The organism is Pseudomonas sp. HMSC063H08 (assembly GCF_001813645.1).
GTDB classification, from domain to species: domain Bacteria; phylum Pseudomonadota; class Gammaproteobacteria; order Pseudomonadales; family Pseudomonadaceae; genus Pseudomonas; species Pseudomonas aeruginosa.
Window position 1 is genome coordinate 74,681 of the sequence record NZ_KV813412.1, and the last position, 15,408, is coordinate 90,088.

Below are 15,408 nucleotides of genomic sequence, written 5' to 3' on the forward strand. Positions count from 1 at the left end.
GTCTGTCCCGGGTTCAGATCAGCAGTGCGCGGTTGGCCGCGGCGGCAGCGTCCGGGTCTCCGCGTTCTATGGCATCGAGCAGTTGCTGGTGCAGCTCGAAGCAGGGCTGGGCCCTTTGTGGGTCGGCCATGGTGCGTTCCAGCGAGGTCCGGATGACCTGCGAGAAGTAGCGGTAGAGTTCGCTGAGCACCGGATTGTGGGCGGCATCGACCATCCGTTGGTGGAAGCGGACGTCGTGCTCGATGTAGTCCTGCAGGTCGTCGCTGCCGTAGCGCTGGCGCGATGCGTCGAGATACTCGCGCAATGCGCTCAGGTCGCTGTCGTCGCGGCGAACGGCAGCCAGGCGCGCCGCCTCGATCTCGATCATCCCGCGTGCCTCCAGGGAGTGCTGCACCGCGCTGCGCGCCAGCACCAGCATGGTTTCCAGCGGATCGGCGCAGGCGCGCACGTAGGTGCCGTCGCCCTGGCGGACTTCCAGCACGCCGGAGAAGGTCAGCACGCGCACCGCTTCGCGCACGGTGTTGCGGCTCATGCCGAGCAGCTCGGCGAGTTCCGGCTCCGGCGGCAGGCGCTGGCCGAGCGGCCAATGGCCGGCGTCGATGCGCTGGCGGATCTGCTCCAGGGCGATGTCCACCAGGGAGCGCTTGAGGGGAATGGTCACGGAAGAAACATCCAATCATCGGATGAATTTGCGCGCAGGATACCTCGGCAGCTGCAAGCCCGGAAAGCGTCGCTCGGGGAAAACGCGTTGGCCTGGCGGCGAGACGCATGGCGCTGCGCCGCCAGGTCGCCGATGCGTCAGTCTACGGCGGCGGTTTCGCCGGCGCGCAGGGACATGCCCAGTTGCGCTCGTCGGCGCAGCCAGGGACTGGGCCGGTAGCGCGGGTCACCGGTAAGCGCCTGCAAGCGCTGGAGAATGCTCAGCAGGCGCCGCGGGCCGAGGCGGTCGCCCCATTCCAGCGGGCCGTGGGGATAGCCGAGGCCGAGGTGCACCGCCTGGTCGATATCCTCGACGCTGGCAATGCCCTGCTGGGCGATGTCGCAGGCGAGGTTGACGATCATCGCCAGTACCCGCTGGACGACGAAGCCGGGACTGTCGCGCAGCACCGTGACCCCGACGCCGTCGCCAGCCAGTAGCGCGTGTGCCGCGTCGCGCATGGCCGGGGCGGTCAGCGGCGAGAGCATCAGGCAGCGCCGGCGCTCGAGGTCGCAGAGCAGGTCGATGCCGACGCTGCGCTCGGCGGGACAGGCGAAGCGCTGCACGGCGCTGCTCAGGTCCTCGCCCCAGGCGGCCAGCAGGCAGAGCGCTGCGGCGGAAGGGCGTTCGCCGGTTTCCGGCTCGACGCCGAGGCGATGCAGCAGTTCGGCGAGCGTGCGGCGGTCGTCCTCGTTTTCGCAGCCCAGCCACACCGGTGGTCGGGCGGCGGCCTGCGGCACCGGTTGCGGACCGGGCTTGTCCTGCGGCTGGCCGTCGACGTAGCGATAGAAACCCTGGCCGCTCTTGCGCCCGAGACGGCCGGCGGCGAGCAACTGGCGGGTCAGCGGGTGCGGGCGGTAGCGCGGTTCCTGGTAGTACTGCTGGTAGATCGATTCCATCACCGGGTGCGACACGTCGAGGCCGGTAAGATCGAGCAGTTCGAACGGCCCCATGCGGAAGCCGGCGCACTCGCGCAGCACACGGTCGATCTCGGCGCATTCGGCGACGCCTTCGCCGAGGATGCGCAGGGCCTCGGTGCCATAGGCGCGGCCGGCATGGTTGACGATGAAGCCGGGGCTGTCCTTGGTCCGTACACCGCGGTGGCCCAGGCGCGCGGCGAGGGCGAGCAGGGCGTCGCCGACTTCCGGAGCGCTGGCCAGGCCGTCGACCACCTCGACCACGCGCATCAGCGGCACCGGGTTGAAGAAGTGAAAGCCGGCGACCCGCTGCGGCCGCTCGCAGGCGGCGGCGATGGCGGTGATCGACAACGACGAGGTATTGCTGGCGAGGATGGTCTCCGGCGCGACTATGGCTTCCAGCCGGCGCAGCAATTCCTGCTTGGCCTCCAGGCGCTCGACGATGGCCTCCACCACCAGTTCGCAGTCGCCCAGTTGTTCCAGGCGTTCCGCCACCCGCAGCCGGTTTTGCGCGGCCTCGGCGTCGGCGGCGCTCAGCTTGCCTTTGCCGCACAGGCCCTCGAAGGTCTGCCGCAGGCGCTGGCGTGCCTCGGCGGCGGCCTCGGCGCGGCTGTCGAACAGCCACACAGTCAGGCCGGCCTGGGCGGCGATCTGGGCGATCCCGGTGCCCATCGCACCGGTACCGACCACGGCGATACAACGAATATCGGGCATCGTCTATTTCCCCTGGTAGTTCGGCGGGCGTTTCTCCAGGAAGGCGTGCATGCCTTCCTTCTGGTCCTGCGAGTCGAACAGCAACTGGAACGCCTTGCGTTCCAGGGCCAGGGCACTGTCCAGCGGCAGGTCGGCACCGGCCAGGACCACCTCCTTGATCTGCGCCAGCGCCAGAGGGGGCAGGCGGGCGATCTCCGTGGCCAGTTCCAGGGCGCGCGCCAGCGTCGACTCGTCCGCCACCACTTCGCTGACCAGGCCCATGGCCAGCGCTTGCGGAGCCTTCACCAGGCAGCCGGTGAACAGCATGCGCAGCGCCTGGAACTTGCCCACCGCCCGTACCAGGCGCTGGGTGCCGCCGGCACCCGGCATCACCCCGACCTTGATCTCCGGCTGGGCGAACTGTGCCGACTCGCCGGCGACGATCAGGTCGCAATGCATCGCCAGTTCGCAGCCGCCGCCCAGGGCGAAGCCGTTGACCGCGGCGATCACCGGCTTCGGGCAGCGCGCGATGGCTTCCCAGTAGCGCTCGCTGTGGCGGCCGTACAGGCCGATCGCCGTGCTCGTCGAGAGATCGCGGAGATCGGCGCCAGCTGCAAAGCAGCGCGAGTCGCCGGTGAGCACGATGACGCGGATCGCCGGATCCGCGCCGAGCGTCTGGAAGTGGCTGGCGAGGCGCTGGCGCACTTCGTCGTTCAGCGCGTTCCTGGCTTGCGGACGATTGAGGCGAAGCAGGGCGATATCGGCTGCGGGAAATTCGAGCAGGACCACGGGCGAAGGATCGGCGGACATGGAAGCTCCGATGAATTGATATTTCGCTATGCGAAATAGAGTTTCATGATTTATCGAAAATAATCAGCGCCAGCCGTGGCGTTGTAAATACTCGCCTCGGATTTCGGACGATCTACTTATACAATTTACTGTTTTAAAAGGTTTTTATTTTCGTTGTTGAAAGTGCATGGGTTCTTCTATTAGTTTCGCTATGCGAAATATGATTTTGTTTTATTGATTTTTTGAAAAAGAGGTCCCTACTATGCGCGGCAACGACGAGCGCCGGAGTCCGGCGGAAGGTGCCAGTACGGAAGCGGAAGTGTCCGCCTTCGAAGCTGTGCTGATCGACCCGATGCAGGAGAAAGACGAGGAACTCAAGGACCGCCAGTTCGTCACCGCGCTGGCCCGCGGGTTGGAATTGCTGCGCTGTTTCACACCACGGGAAAGCCTGCTGGGCAACCAGGAACTGGCGAAGAAGACCGGCCTGCCGAAGCCGACGGTGTCGCGTCTGACCCACACCCTGACCCGGCTGGGCTATCTGCGTCACCTGCCGCATAGCGGCAAGTACCAGTTGGAAGTGGGCGTGATGTCGTTCGGCTACGCGATGCTCTCGAACCTGTCGATTCGCGCGCTCGCCCGCCCGTTGATGGAAGAGATGGCCGGCTACGCCAAGGCCGCGGTGGCCATGGCGGCCCGCGACCGGCTGAGCATGGTCTACCTCGACGTGGTGCATGGCGAGGCCAACCTGACCATGCGTCGCCAGGTCGGCAGCCACCTCTCGCTGCACCGCAGCGCGATCGGCCGGGCCTGCCTGGCGGCGATGCCGGAGGACGAGCGGGAGTTCATCCTCGGGCACATCCGCAAGCGCCACCCGGAAGACTGGCCGGAAGTGCGCAAGGGGCTGGAGCGGGCCTTCCGCGACTATGCCGACTACGGCTTCTGCCTGTCGCTCGGCGAGTGGCAACGCGACGTCAACGCGGTGGGCGTGGCCTTGCACCACGAGAGTCATGGGCTGCTGGCGTTCAACTGCGGCGGGCCGAGTTTCCACCTCAAGCGCGAGAAACTGGAGGACGACATCGGCCCGCGCCTGCTGCACATGGTCCACAACATCGAGGCCGCCACCCGCTGACCGAGGCCGGTGACGGAATCATGGCAACCGGCCTAAGGGCCTATTGGAGTGAGCATGATTCGTGATCCGGAAACCCTGAACCTGCTGCTGGACAGCATCCGCCAGTTCGTCCGCGAAAGCCTGGTGCCTCATGAGCAGGAAGTGGCGGAAACCGACCGCATCCCCGAGGCGATCATCGCCCGCATGCGCGAGATGGGCCTGTTCGGCCTGTCGATCCCGGAGGCCTACGGCGGCCTCGGGGTGACCATGGAGGAAGAGGTGAGCATCGCCTTCGAACTGGGGCGGACCTCGCCGGCATTCCGTTCGCTGCTGGGCACCAACAATGGCATCGGCTCCCAGGGCATCGTCATCGACGGCACCGAAGAACAGAAGCGGCGCTACCTGCCGCGCCTGGCGTCGGGCGAACTGCTCAGTTCGTTCTGCCTCACCGAACCGGACTCCGGTTCCGACGCCGCCTCGCTGAAGACCACGGCGGTGCGTGACGGCCAGCACTACGTGCTCAACGGTACCAAGCGCTTCATCACCAACGCCCCGCAGGCCGGCATCTACACCGTGATGGCGCGCACCGACCCGGCGATCCGTGGCGCCGGCGGAATCTCCGCTTTCGTCGTCGAGCGCGGTACGCCCGGGCTGTCCCTGGGCAAGCCGGATCGCAAGATGGGACAGAAGGGTGCGCATACCTGTGACGTGATCTTCGACGACTGCCGGGTGCCTGCCAGCCAGTTGATCGGCGGGGTCGAGGGCGTCGGCTTCAAGACCGCGATGAAGGTGCTCGACAAGGGCCGCCTGCACATCGCCGCGGTCTGCGTGGGGGTCGCCGAGCGGATGCTCGAGGATGCGTTGCGCTATGCCCTGGAACGCAAGCAGTTCGGCCAGCCGATCGCCGAGTTCCAGTTGATCCAGGCAATGCTCGCCGACAGCAAGGCCGAAGCCTACGCGGCGCGCTGCATGGTCATCGACGCCGCGCGGCAGCGCGACGAAGGCCGCGATGTCGGTACCGAGGCTTCCTGCGCCAAGCTGTTCGCCTCGGAAATGTGCGGCCGCGTCGCCGACCGCGCGGTGCAGATCTTCGGTGGCGCCGGCTATATCGGCGACTACGGGATCGAGCGCTTCTATCGCGACGTGCGACTGTTCCGCATCTACGAGGGCACCACGCAGATCCAGCAACTGCTGATCGCCCGCAACATGATCCGCGCCGCCCAGGGCTAGCGTCGATCCTTCGCCTTGTCACCGGCCGTGGCGCAGTCCCCGGCCGGTTGCTCTCCCAGGCGCTGTCCGCGCCACTCTTTACGCTTTCTTTATGCCGTCCGGCGCGGCCCGGAATCGCTTCTTTACGCCCCCTTTGCGGAGACTTTCCCTCAAGCGGCAGAGGCCGTTCGAAGGAGAGATCGCACACATGACCGTTCTGGATTGGTTGTCCCTGGCCCTGGCCACGGGACTGTTCGTCTATTTGCTGGTGGCGCTGCTACGCGCCGACCGTGCCTAGGGGAGGGCACATGAACAGCCACGAGATTCTCTTGATCCTGGCCTTTTTCGCCCTGGTCCTGGTGCCTGCACCGTTCCTCGGGCGCTACTGCTTCAAGGTGATGGAAGGCCAACGCAATCTCCTCAGCGCGCCGCTGGCGCCACTGGAGCGCGTCTGCTATCGCCTGTTCGGCGTCGATCCGGCGAGCGAGCAGGACTGGAAGACCTACACCCTGGCGCTGCTGGCATTCAACCTGGCCGGCCTGGTCCTGCTGTTCTCGATCCTCATGCTGCAGGGCAGCCTGCCGCTGAACCCGCAGCACCTGCCGGGCCTGGAATGGACCCTGGCGTTCAACACCGCGGTCAGTTTCGTCACCAACACCAACTGGCAGGCCTACAGCGGCGAGGCCTCGCTGAGCTACTTCAGCCAGATGGTCGGCCTTACGGTGCAGAACTTCGTCAGCGCGGCGGTCGGCCTCTGCGTGCTGGTGGCCCTGGCGCGCGGCATCAGCCGCCGCTCCACACGACAGCTGGGCAACTTCTGGGTCGACCTGACCCGCGGCACCCTCTACGTGCTGCTGCCGCTGTGCCTGCTGCTGGCGTTGCTGCTGGTCTGGCAGGGCGTGCCGCAGACCTTCTTCGACTACGTCCATGCCACCACCTTGCAAGGCGCCGAGCAGACCATCCCGCTCGGCCCGGCGGCCAGCCAGATCGCCATCAAGCAGCTGGGCACCAACGGCGGCGGCTTCTTCGGCGTCAACTCGACTCATCCGTTCGAGAACCCGAGCGCCTGGAGCAACCTGTTCGAAGTGGCCTCGATCATCCTGATCCCGGCGGCGCTGGTATTCACCTTCGGCCATTACGTGAAGGACCTGCGCCAGAGCCGCGCGATCCTCGGCTGCATGCTGCTGCTGTTCTGCCTCGGCCTGGGCCTGTCGCTGTGGGCCGAATACCAGCCGAACCCGGCGCTGGCGCAGTTGCCGGTCGAGCAGGGCGCGCCGATGGAGGGCAAGGAGAGTCGCTTCGGCACCGCCGCCAGCATGCTCTGGGCGATCACCACCACCGCCGCCTCGAACGGCTCGGTGAACGCCATGCACGACAGCCTGAGCCCCCTGGGCGGCATGCTGCCGCTGCTGAACATGATGCTCGGCGAGGTGATCTTCGGCGGCGTCGGCGCCGGCCTCTACGGCATGCTGCTGTTCGTCCTGATCGCGGTGTTCCTCGCCGGCCTGATGGTCGGGCGGACGCCGGAGTACCTGGGCAAGAAGCTCGAGGCGAAGGAGGTCCGCCTGCTGGTCTTCACCCTGCTGGTGATGCCTGTCGGCGTGCTGGTGCTCGGCGCCATCGCCGCCAGCCTGCCGGGACCGGCCTCGGCGGTGACCAACCCCGGCCCGCACGGTTTCAGCCAACTGCTCTACGCCTACACCTCGGGGAGCGCCAACAACGGCTCGGCGTTTGCCGGTTTCGGTGCCAATACGCCGTTCCACAACCTGATGATCGGCCTGGCCATGCTCATCGGCCGCTTCGGCTACATCCTGCCGATCCTCGCCATCGCTGGCAGCCTGGCGGCGAAGAAGGCCAGCCCGGTGGGGCCGAACAGTTTTCCGACCCATGGTCCGCTGTTCGTCAGCCTGCTCACCGTGACCATCCTGCTGGTCGGCGGCCTGACCTTCCTGCCGACCCTGGCCCTCGGCCCGATCGCTGAACAACTGAGCCTCGGCTTCTGAAGGAATCGCACATGAACGCTCAGACCCAGGCGTCCAAGAACGCCTTGCACAAATCGCTCGAACGTCGCAACAACGCGTCCACCAGCCTCGCCGCCTTGTGGCGGCCGGCGCTGCTGCAAGCCTTCGTCAAGCTCGACCCGCGCCAGTTGCTGCGCTCGCCGGTGATGCTGGTGGTCGAACTGACCGCCGTGCTCACCACCTTGCTGTGCTTCGTCCCCGACCAGGCGGTGCCGACCTCGGTGGCGCTGCAGATCGCCCTCTGGCTGTGGTTCACCGTGCTCTTCGCGAATTTCGCCGAAGCGCTCGCCGAGGGGCGTGGCAAGGCCCGCGCGGACAGTCTCAAGGCCGGCAGCCAGGGCCTCTCCGCCAATAAGCGGCGCGCCGACGGCAGTTTCGAGAGCGTCGCTGCCAGCAGCCTGCGCAAGGGCGACGTGGTACGGGTCCAGGCCGGCGAGATGATTCCCGGCGACGGCGAAGTCATCGAAGGCGTGGCGGCGGTCAACGAGGCCGCCATCACCGGTGAATCGGCGCCGGTGATCCGCGAGTCCGGCGGCGACCGCTCGGCGGTGACCGGCAACACCCAGGTGGTGTCCGACTGGCTGCTGGTGCGGATCGGCGCCAACCCGGGCGAGTCGACCCTGGACCGGATGATCGCCCTGGTGGAAGGCGCCAAGCGGCAGAAGACCCCCAACGAAGTAGCGCTGGACATCCTGCTGATCGGCCTGACCCTGATCTTCCTGCTGGTGGTGGTGACCCTCAAGCCGTTCGCCCTGTTCGCCGGCGGCAACCTGCCGCTGGTGTTCCTGGTGGCGCTGCTGGTGACGCTGATCCCGACCACCATCGGCGGCCTGCTCTCGGCCATCGGCATCGCCGGCATGGACCGCCTGGTGCGCCTGAACGTGATCGCCAAGTCCGGTCGCGCGGTGGAGGCGGCCGGCGACGTCCACGTGCTGCTGCTCGACAAGACCGGCACCATCACCTTCGGCAACCGCCGCTGCAGCGCGCTGTACGCCGCGCCGGGGGTGAGCGGCAAGGAACTGGCCGAGGGCGCGTTGCTGGCCTCGCTGGCCGATGACACGCCGGAAGGCAAGTCGATCGTCGAATACCTGCGCATCCTGCATCCGATCGAGGAGCCGCGCCGCGAGGAGCTGACGCCGATCGCCTTCAGCGCGGAAACCCGCTTGTCCGGGGTCGACTGGAACGGTCAGGTGTACCGCAAGGGGGCGGTGGATGCGGCGCTGCGCTTCATCGACCTGCCGCGGGAGAAGATGCCCGAGGTGCTTTCGCGAGAGGTGGACAAGATCGCCCAGAGCGGCGGCACCCCGCTGCTGGTGGTAGCCAACGGCCGGCTGCTCGGCGCCATTCACCTGAAGGACGTGGTCAAGCCGGGCATTCGCGAGCGCTTCGCCGAACTGCGCCGGCTGGGCATCCGCACCGTGATGGTGACCGGCGACAACCCGCTGACCGCCGCTGCCATCGCCGCCGAGGCTGGGGTCGACGACGTGATCGCCGAGGCTACCCCGGAGAAGAAACTGGCGCGGATTCGCCAGGAGCAGGGCGAAGGTCGCCTGGTGGCGATGTGCGGCGACGGTGCCAACGACGCCCCGGCGCTGGCTCAGGCCGACGTCGGCATGGCCATGAACGACGGCACCCAGGCCGCCCGCGAGGCGGCCAACCTGGTCGACCTGGACAGCGACCCGACCAAGCTGCTCGACGTGGTCCAGGTGGGCAAGGAGTTGCTGGTCACCCGCGGCGCGCTGACCACCTTCTCCATCGCCAACGACGTGGCCAAGTACTTCGCCATCCTGCCGGCGCTGTTCGTCGGCATCTACCCGCAGCTCGACGTGCTCAACGTGATGCGCCTGCAAAGCCCGCAGAGCGCGATCCTGTCGGCCATCGTGTTCAACGCGCTGATCATCGTCGCGTTGATCCCACTGGCCTTGCGCGGCGTGCGGGTGCAGGCGGCGGACGCTTCGCAACTGCTGCAGCGCAACCTGCTGATCTATGGCGTCGGCGGCCTGGTGGCGCCGTTCCTCGGGATCAAGGCGATCGACCTGCTGCTGACCGCCGTCGGCCTGGCATGAACAACGGCCCTCGCCGTCGGGCGAGGGCCTGGGACTGAAGAGAGGATCTGCACATGTTCAAGCAACTCCGTCCGGCACTGGCGTCACTGCTGGTGCTGAGCCTGGTCACCGGCGTGGCCTATCCGCTGCTGGTCACCGGTATCGCCCAACTGGCGTTCCCCGAGCAGGCCAATGGCAGCCTGCTGCGCGACGCCGAGGGCAAGGTGCTCGGCTCGCGGCTGATCGCGCAGAAGTTCGACGGCGAGGAGTGGTTCCATTCGCGGCCTTCGGCGGGCGACTACGCCACCGTTTCCAGTGCCGCGAGCAACCTGGCGCCGAGCAACCCGGCACTGGCCGAGCGCATCGCCAGGGACGCCGCCCAGGAGCGTATCGCCGACCAGGGGCCGGTGCCGCTGGCGCTGGTCACTACCTCCGGTAGCGGACTCGATCCGCAGCTGCCGCCGCAGGCCGCGCGTTACCAGGCGCTGCGGGTGGCCACGGCGCGCGGGCTGCCGCTGCGGCTGGTGGAAGACCTGGTGGAAAGCCACACCGAGCGGCCGCTGGTGGGGCCGGCGGTGGTCAACGTGCTGGCGCTGAACATGGCGCTGACGGGGTTGAAGCGCTAGGTTTCCCCAGAGACCCACGCAAGGGCTTGCAATATCGCCGCATCGGCGGATGATCGCCGGCGATCGTCCGCCCCGCGCGGCGCAGAGCAACGGAGTACGACCGATCCATGACCGACACCGCACGCGCCGACGCGCTGCTGGCCGACCTGCCCGCTGACGGGCGCGGCCGCCTGAAAGTCTTTCTCGGCGCGGCGCCGGGGGTGGGCAAGACCTTCGCCATGCTGCAGGCCGCCCAGGCCCAGTTGCGCCAGGGCGTGAAACTGCGCGCCGGGGTGGTCGAGACCCACTCGCGGGCGGAAACCGAGTCCCTCCTCGCAGGCGTGCCGCAGCAGCCGCTGCGCAGCCTCGAGTATCGAGGGATGAAACTGCAGGAAATGGACCTCGACGGTCTCCTCGCCGACCCGCCGGCGCTGGCCCTGGTCGACGAACTGGCCCACAGCAACGTTCCCGGCAGCCGCCACGCCAAGCGCTGGCAGGACATCCAGGAGTTGCTGGCGGCGGGAATCGACGTCTACACAACGGTCAACGTCCAGCACCTGGAGAGCCTCAACGACCAGGTCCGCGACATCACCGGCGTGCAGGTCCGCGAGACGGTGCCGGACTGGGTGTTGCAGGAGGCCTACGAGATCGTCCTCATCGACCTGCCGCCGCGCGAGCTGCTGGAGCGCCTGCGCGAGGGCAAGGTCTACGTGCCGGAACAGGCGCGGGCGGCGATCGACGCGTTCTTCTCGCAGACCAACCTCACCGCGCTGCGTGAACTGGCGATGCAGACCGCCGCCGCGCGGGTCGACGCCGACCTCAACCACCGCTACCGCCAGCGCGGCGAGGAAGCGCCGGCGTTGCGCGGGCGGCTGCTGGTGGGCATCGACGGTGACGAACAGGCCGAACGCCTGGTGCGCCACGCCTGCCGGGTCGCCGAACGTCGGCACCTGCCCTGGAGCGTGGTACACGTCGATACCGGCGGCTTGCGCGGCGAGCACGCGCGGATGCGCCTGCAGGGTGCGCAGCAACTGGCCGAGCGGCTCGGCGGCGAGATCGTCGTGCTGCGCGCCGGCGAGGTGGCGCGGACCCTCCTGCAACATGCCCGCGAGCGCCGCGCCAGCCTGGTCCTGGTTGGCCAGTCGCGGCGCCGCTGGTACCGCCGGGCCTTCGGCGGTGGTCTCGCCGGGCGCCTGCTGCGCGACGGCCAGGGCCTGGAGATCAGCGCCCTGGACAGCGAGGCCGACCTGCGCCCGGCGGAACCGCGGCCACGCTATCCGGTGGTGTGGAACGACTATCTGCTGGCGCTGCTGGCGACCGCCCTGGCCAGCGGCCTGGCCTGGATCGTGGCGCACCTGCTGGAGCTGCCGAACATCTCCCTGGTGTTCCTGATGGCGGTGCTGCTGGTGGCAGTGCGCAGCAGCCTGATGCCGGCACTGCTGTGCGCGGTGGCGTCGTTCCTGGCCTATGACTTCCTGTTCATCCCACCGCATTTTTCCTTCGCCATCCATCGCCATGAAGACCTGCTGAGCCTGGCGTTCTTCCTGTTCATGGCCGGCCTCACCGGCAACCTGGCGGCACGCCAGCGGCGCCAGCTGGAGGCGCTGCGTGATACCCAGGAGGAAACCAGCCTGCTGCTGGAGCTGTCGCGCAAGCTCACCGCCGCCACCGACCGCCAGGCGGTGCTGGCCGCCGCCGCCCAGCAGTTCGACGACTGGAAGGACGTCGAGGTCTGCCTGCTCGGTCAGGTCAATGGCGAGTGGAAGACCGAGGCCGGCGTGCAGCGGCAACTCGCCGACCAGGAACGGGTCGCCGCCGACTGGGCCTGGGCCCACGACCAGCCGGCCGGCCTCGGTACTGGCACGCTGCCCGGAGGACGCTGGTGGTGGTGGCCGCTGTCGGCGGAAGAGGGGCCGCTGGCACTGCTCGGCGTCGCGCCGCTGGACGGCCAGCCGCTGAGCCCGCAGCGCCGGCGCCTGCTCGCCGCCCTCGGCCAGCCCCTGGCCCAGGCCCTGGCGCGGGCTCGCCTGGCCGAGGACCTGGAGGCCGCGCGCCTGCACGGCGAAACCGAGCAACTGCGCAGCGCCTTGCTCGCCTCGGTGTCCCACGACCTGCGCACGCCGCTGACGGCCATGCGCGGTTCCATCGACAGCCTGCTGGCGCTGGGCGAGGCGATCCCGCCGGCGGATCGTCGCGAACTGCTGGAAAGCACCCGCGACGAGGCCGAGCGACTGGACCGCTATATCCAGAACCTGCTCGACATGACCCGTCTCGGCCACGGTGGCCTGAAGCTGGCGCGCGACTGGGTGGCGCCGGGCGACATCGTCGGCAGCGCGCTGAACCGCCTGCGTGCGGTGCTGGCGCCGTACCGGGTGCAGGCGATCGTGGCCAACGACCTGCCGTTGCTCTACGTGCATGCGGCGCTGATCGAACAGGCGCTGATCAACGTGCTGGAAAATGCCGCGCGCTTCTCGCCGAGCCACGGCCGGTTGCGCATCGAGGTCAGCCAGGATGCCGCCGAGCTGCGTTTCGCGGTGAGCGACGAGGGGCCGGGGATTCCCGAGGCCGAGCGGGAGAAGATCTTCGACATGTTCTACACCGCTGCCCGTGGCGACCGCGGTGGCCAGGGCACCGGCCTGGGCCTGGCGATCTGCCAGGGCATGATCGGCGCCCACGGCGGGCGCATCAGCGTCGGCGAAGGCCTCGACGGTCGCGGCACCACGCTGGTCCTGCACCTGCCGCTGCATCCGCAGCCGGACCTCGGGCAACTGGAGGGCGACGAATGAGCCCGGCGCACTTGCCTGGCGCCCGCGCTCGCGCTATTCCTGCCGTTTCCGCGACGCCGCCGCTGGCTCGTCGCCGTGTTCACCTGCCGTGCCGAGTGCCATGACCCAATTGCAGAACAGCATCCTGCTGATCGACGACGAACCGCAGATCCGCAAGTTCCTCCGTATCAGCCTCAATGCCCAGGGCTACCGGGTACTCGAGGCCGGCACCGGCGAAGAGGGGCTGGCCCAGGCCGCGCTGAACCGGCCGGACCTGGTGGTGCTCGACCTCGGCCTGCCGGACCGCGACGGCCAGGACATCCTCCGCGACCTGCGCGAATGGTCGCAGGTGCCGGTGCTGGTGCTGTCGGTGCGCGCCAGCGAGGGCGAGAAGGTGCTGGCCCTGGACGGTGGCGCCAACGACTACGTGACCAAGCCGTTCGGCATCCAGGAGTTCCTCGCCCGCGTGCGCGTCCTGCTGCGCCAGGCGGCGCAGGGCGAAAGCCCGGAGGCGGCGGTGGCGGTCGGCCCGTTGCAGGTGGACTTCGCCTATCGCCGGGTCACCCTGGAGGGTGCGGAAGTGGCGCTGACGCGCAAGGAGTACGCGGTGCTCGCCGCGCTGGCACGCCATCTCGGACGGGTAGTGACCCAGCAGCAACTGCTCAAGGATATCTGGGGCCCGACCCACGTCGAAGACACCCATTACCTGCGGGTCGTGGTCGGCCACCTGCGGCAGAAACTCGGCGACGATCCGGCCAGCCCGCGCTTCCTGGTGACCGAGGCGGGCGTCGGCTATCGCCTGCGCGACAGCTGACGCGCAGCGCAATTCTGCGCGAGGGGCATGCCTCCCGCGCGTTCATCGCCTATGATGCCGCGCATTCGCGCTGGCCCGGATGCGCCGGGTCGGCGCCCCGGTGTCACGACGAAGGTCATCATGCAGCAACTGTTGAACGAGATTCTCGATGAAGTCCGCCCGCTGATCGGGCGCGGCAAGGTCGCCGACTACATTCCCGCGCTCGCCGGCGTCGAGCCGAACCAACTGGGGATCGCCGTGTACAGCCGCGACGGCGAGCTGTTCCATGCCGGCGACGCCCTGCGGCCGTTTTCCATCCAGAGCATTTCCAAGGTGTTCAGCCTGGTCCAGGCGATCCAGCATTCCGGCGAGGACATCTGGCAACGCCTCGGCCACGAGCCCTCCGGCCAGCCTTTCAACTCCCTGGTGCAGCTGGAGTTCGAGCGCGGCAAGCCGCGCAATCCGTTCATCAATGCCGGCGCCCTGGTGATCTGCGACATCAACCAGTCGCGTTTCGCCGCGCCGGCGCAATCGATGCGCGATTTCGTCCGGCGCCTGTGCGGCAACCCGGAAGTGGTGTCGGACTCGGTGGTGGCGCGCTCGGAGTACCAGCACCGCTCGCGCAACGCGGCGGCGGCCTACCTGATGAAATCGTTCGGCAACTTCCACAACGACGTCGAGGCGGTGCTGCTCAGCTATTTCCATCATTGCGCGTTGCGCATGAGCTGCGTCGACCTGGCGCGGGCGTTCTGCTTCCTCGCCGACAAGGGCTTCTGCAAGCACAGCGGCGAGCAGGTGCTCAACGAGCGGCAGACCAAGCAGGTCAACGCGATCATGGCCACCAGCGGGCTCTACGACGAGGCCGGCAACTTTGCCTACCGGGTCGGCCTGCCGGGCAAGAGCGGCGTCGGCGGCGGCATCATCGCGGTGGTGCCGGGGCGCTTCACGGTCTGCGTCTGGTCGCCGGAGCTGAACGCCGCGGGCAATTCGCTGGCGGGTATCGCCGCGCTGGAGAAACTCAGCGAGCGGATCGGCTGGTCGATCTTCTGAAACCGCCGCCCGTCGTGGTGGCGCTCGAATTCCCGGCGCCGCTGCGCTATGTTCTGCGGCTACCGCTTGCCGGCGCCGGATGCGCCGGTCCACTCGCCAGGATGGTCGCCATGTCCCGCCCGATTCCCGTTTCCCGTGTCTTCGCCTGCCTCACCGTTCTCGCCGCCTGCGCGCACGCCGGCGCCGCCGAGCCGGACTGGCGTGGCTATACCAGCGACCAGCAGCAGCGCAGCGTGCTGGCCGTCGAGCAGGACGCCGAGGCCATCAACAAGCGCTACTACGACAGTGCCTTCGAGGAATTCCTGCCGGAACTGGAGCAACTGGAACTCAGCCTGGCGCAGCCCGTCGTCGCCGTCGACGAGAAAGGCCTGCTGGGCGACTGGAAGTGCCGCTCGACCCAGGCCGACCAGTACGGCATCTATCGCTATCCGAACTTCCAGTGCCGCATCCGGCGTACCGACCGCGGCCTGTTCCTGGAGAAGACCAGCGGTTCGCAGCGGGTCAGCGGCTACCTGTTCCGCGAAGGCACGCAGCGCTACGTGTTCCTCGGCGGCGCCACGGTCAACGACGAGCCCCAGGTGGCCTTCAGTGGCCTGGCCCACGGCGCGCCGGCTGAGTCCGACGTGGTCGCGCTGCTGCGCCCGCACGCCGGCGGCTTCCTCCTGCTGTTCCCGGAACGGCGCGGCGGCTACGAGGTCCTCGAGTTCAGCCGCTGA

Annotated in this window: 13 protein-coding genes; 10 read left to right on the forward strand and 3 right to left on the reverse strand. The window is 68.2% G+C overall.

Annotated elements, in window-relative coordinates:
- Positions 1–13 precede the first annotated feature (13 nt).
- The 3 genes from HMPREF2924_RS09825 to HMPREF2924_RS09835 form a co-directional block, all read right to left on the reverse strand.
- Positions 14–661, reverse strand: coding sequence for a FadR/GntR family transcriptional regulator (locus HMPREF2924_RS09825; RefSeq protein ID WP_003087512.1), 648 nt, complete (start codon positions 659–661; stop codon positions 14–16).
- A gap of 137 nt (positions 662–798) precedes the next feature.
- Entirely contained in the window at positions 799–2,328 is a 1,530-nt protein-coding gene (locus tag HMPREF2924_RS09830; protein ID WP_003136149.1) for a 3-hydroxyacyl-CoA dehydrogenase, read from the reverse strand.
- Positions 2,329–2,331: 3 nt separating this feature from the next.
- The gene (locus HMPREF2924_RS09835) at positions 2,332–3,117 is read right to left on the reverse strand and encodes an enoyl-CoA hydratase (protein ID WP_003087516.1); all 786 of its coding nucleotides are present in this window, start codon (positions 3,115–3,117) and stop codon (positions 2,332–2,334) included.
- Between the two features lie 241 nt (positions 3,118–3,358).
- Between HMPREF2924_RS09835 and HMPREF2924_RS09840 the strand changes: the two genes are divergently transcribed.
- The 10 genes from HMPREF2924_RS09840 to HMPREF2924_RS09885 all read left to right on the forward strand — a co-directional run bounded on the left by HMPREF2924_RS09840 (position 3,359) and on the right by HMPREF2924_RS09885 (position 15,408).
- Positions 3,359–4,225 carry an IclR family transcriptional regulator gene (locus HMPREF2924_RS09840; RefSeq protein WP_003097851.1) on the forward strand — a complete coding sequence of 289 codons (867 nt, stop codon included), beginning with the start codon at positions 3,359–3,361 and terminating at the stop codon, positions 4,223–4,225.
- A 54-nt stretch (positions 4,226–4,279) separates the two neighbouring features.
- Positions 4,280–5,434, forward strand: a complete 1,155-nt coding sequence (locus tag HMPREF2924_RS09845; protein ID WP_003109952.1) for an acyl-CoA dehydrogenase family protein — start codon at positions 4,280–4,282, stop codon at positions 5,432–5,434.
- 187 nt (positions 5,435–5,621) lie between these two features.
- On the forward strand, positions 5,622–5,711 hold the full coding sequence (locus HMPREF2924_RS09850) for a K(+)-transporting ATPase subunit F (RefSeq protein WP_003097848.1): 90 nt from the start codon (positions 5,622–5,624) through the stop codon (positions 5,709–5,711).
- Positions 5,712–5,721: 10 nt separating this feature from the next.
- Positions 5,722–7,416 carry a potassium-transporting ATPase subunit KdpA gene (gene kdpA / locus HMPREF2924_RS09855; RefSeq protein WP_003087524.1) on the forward strand — a complete coding sequence of 565 codons (1,695 nt, stop codon included), beginning with the start codon at positions 5,722–5,724 and terminating at the stop codon, positions 7,414–7,416.
- An 11-nt stretch (positions 7,417–7,427) separates the two neighbouring features.
- A complete protein-coding gene (gene kdpB / locus HMPREF2924_RS09860; RefSeq protein ID WP_003109951.1) occupies positions 7,428–9,500 on the forward strand; it encodes a potassium-transporting ATPase subunit KdpB in 2,073 nt (690 codons plus the stop codon).
- Positions 9,501–9,553: 53 nt separating this feature from the next.
- Positions 9,554–10,105, forward strand: a complete 552-nt coding sequence (kdpC, locus tag HMPREF2924_RS09865) for a potassium-transporting ATPase subunit KdpC (RefSeq protein ID WP_003136152.1) — start codon at positions 9,554–9,556, stop codon at positions 10,103–10,105.
- A 107-nt stretch (positions 10,106–10,212) separates the two neighbouring features.
- The gene (locus HMPREF2924_RS09870) at positions 10,213–12,870 is read left to right on the forward strand and encodes a sensor histidine kinase (protein WP_003120423.1); all 2,658 of its coding nucleotides are present in this window, start codon (positions 10,213–10,215) and stop codon (positions 12,868–12,870) included.
- A gap of 100 nt (positions 12,871–12,970) precedes the next feature.
- On the forward strand, positions 12,971–13,663 hold the full coding sequence (locus HMPREF2924_RS09875) for a response regulator (RefSeq protein ID WP_003087534.1): 693 nt from the start codon (positions 12,971–12,973) through the stop codon (positions 13,661–13,663).
- 120 nt (positions 13,664–13,783) lie between these two features.
- On the forward strand, positions 13,784–14,692 hold the full coding sequence (gene glsB / locus HMPREF2924_RS09880) for a glutaminase B (protein ID WP_003087537.1): 909 nt from the start codon (positions 13,784–13,786) through the stop codon (positions 14,690–14,692).
- 110 nt (positions 14,693–14,802) lie between these two features.
- Positions 14,803–15,408 carry a DUF4893 domain-containing protein gene (locus HMPREF2924_RS09885; RefSeq protein WP_003110632.1) on the forward strand — a complete coding sequence of 202 codons (606 nt, stop codon included), beginning with the start codon at positions 14,803–14,805 and terminating at the stop codon, positions 15,406–15,408.

Bases quoted from the DNA above. Each gene is read 5' to 3' on its own strand.
- HMPREF2924_RS09830 (WP_003136149.1), bottom strand. From the start codon at position 2,328: ATGCCCGATATTCGTTGTATCGCCGTGGTCGGTACCGGTGCGATGGGC.
- HMPREF2924_RS09835 (WP_003087516.1), bottom strand. From the start codon at position 3,117: ATGTCCGCCGATCCTTCGCCCGTGGTCCTGCTCGAATTTCCCGCAGCC.
- HMPREF2924_RS09840 (WP_003097851.1), top strand. From the start codon at position 3,359: ATGCGCGGCAACGACGAGCGCCGGAGTCCGGCGGAAGGTGCCAGTACG.
- HMPREF2924_RS09845 (WP_003109952.1), top strand. From the start codon at position 4,280: ATGATTCGTGATCCGGAAACCCTGAACCTGCTGCTGGACAGCATCCGC.
- HMPREF2924_RS09850 (WP_003097848.1), top strand. From the start codon at position 5,622: ATGACCGTTCTGGATTGGTTGTCCCTGGCCCTGGCCACGGGACTGTTC.
- kdpA (WP_003087524.1), top strand. From the start codon at position 5,722: ATGAACAGCCACGAGATTCTCTTGATCCTGGCCTTTTTCGCCCTGGTC.
- kdpB (WP_003109951.1), top strand. From the start codon at position 7,428: ATGAACGCTCAGACCCAGGCGTCCAAGAACGCCTTGCACAAATCGCTC.
- kdpC (WP_003136152.1), top strand. From the start codon at position 9,554: ATGTTCAAGCAACTCCGTCCGGCACTGGCGTCACTGCTGGTGCTGAGC.
- HMPREF2924_RS09870 (WP_003120423.1), top strand. From the start codon at position 10,213: ATGACCGACACCGCACGCGCCGACGCGCTGCTGGCCGACCTGCCCGCT.
- HMPREF2924_RS09875 (WP_003087534.1), top strand. From the start codon at position 12,971: ATGACCCAATTGCAGAACAGCATCCTGCTGATCGACGACGAACCGCAG.
- glsB (WP_003087537.1), top strand. From the start codon at position 13,784: ATGCAGCAACTGTTGAACGAGATTCTCGATGAAGTCCGCCCGCTGATC.
- HMPREF2924_RS09885 (WP_003110632.1), top strand. From the start codon at position 14,803: ATGTCCCGCCCGATTCCCGTTTCCCGTGTCTTCGCCTGCCTCACCGTT.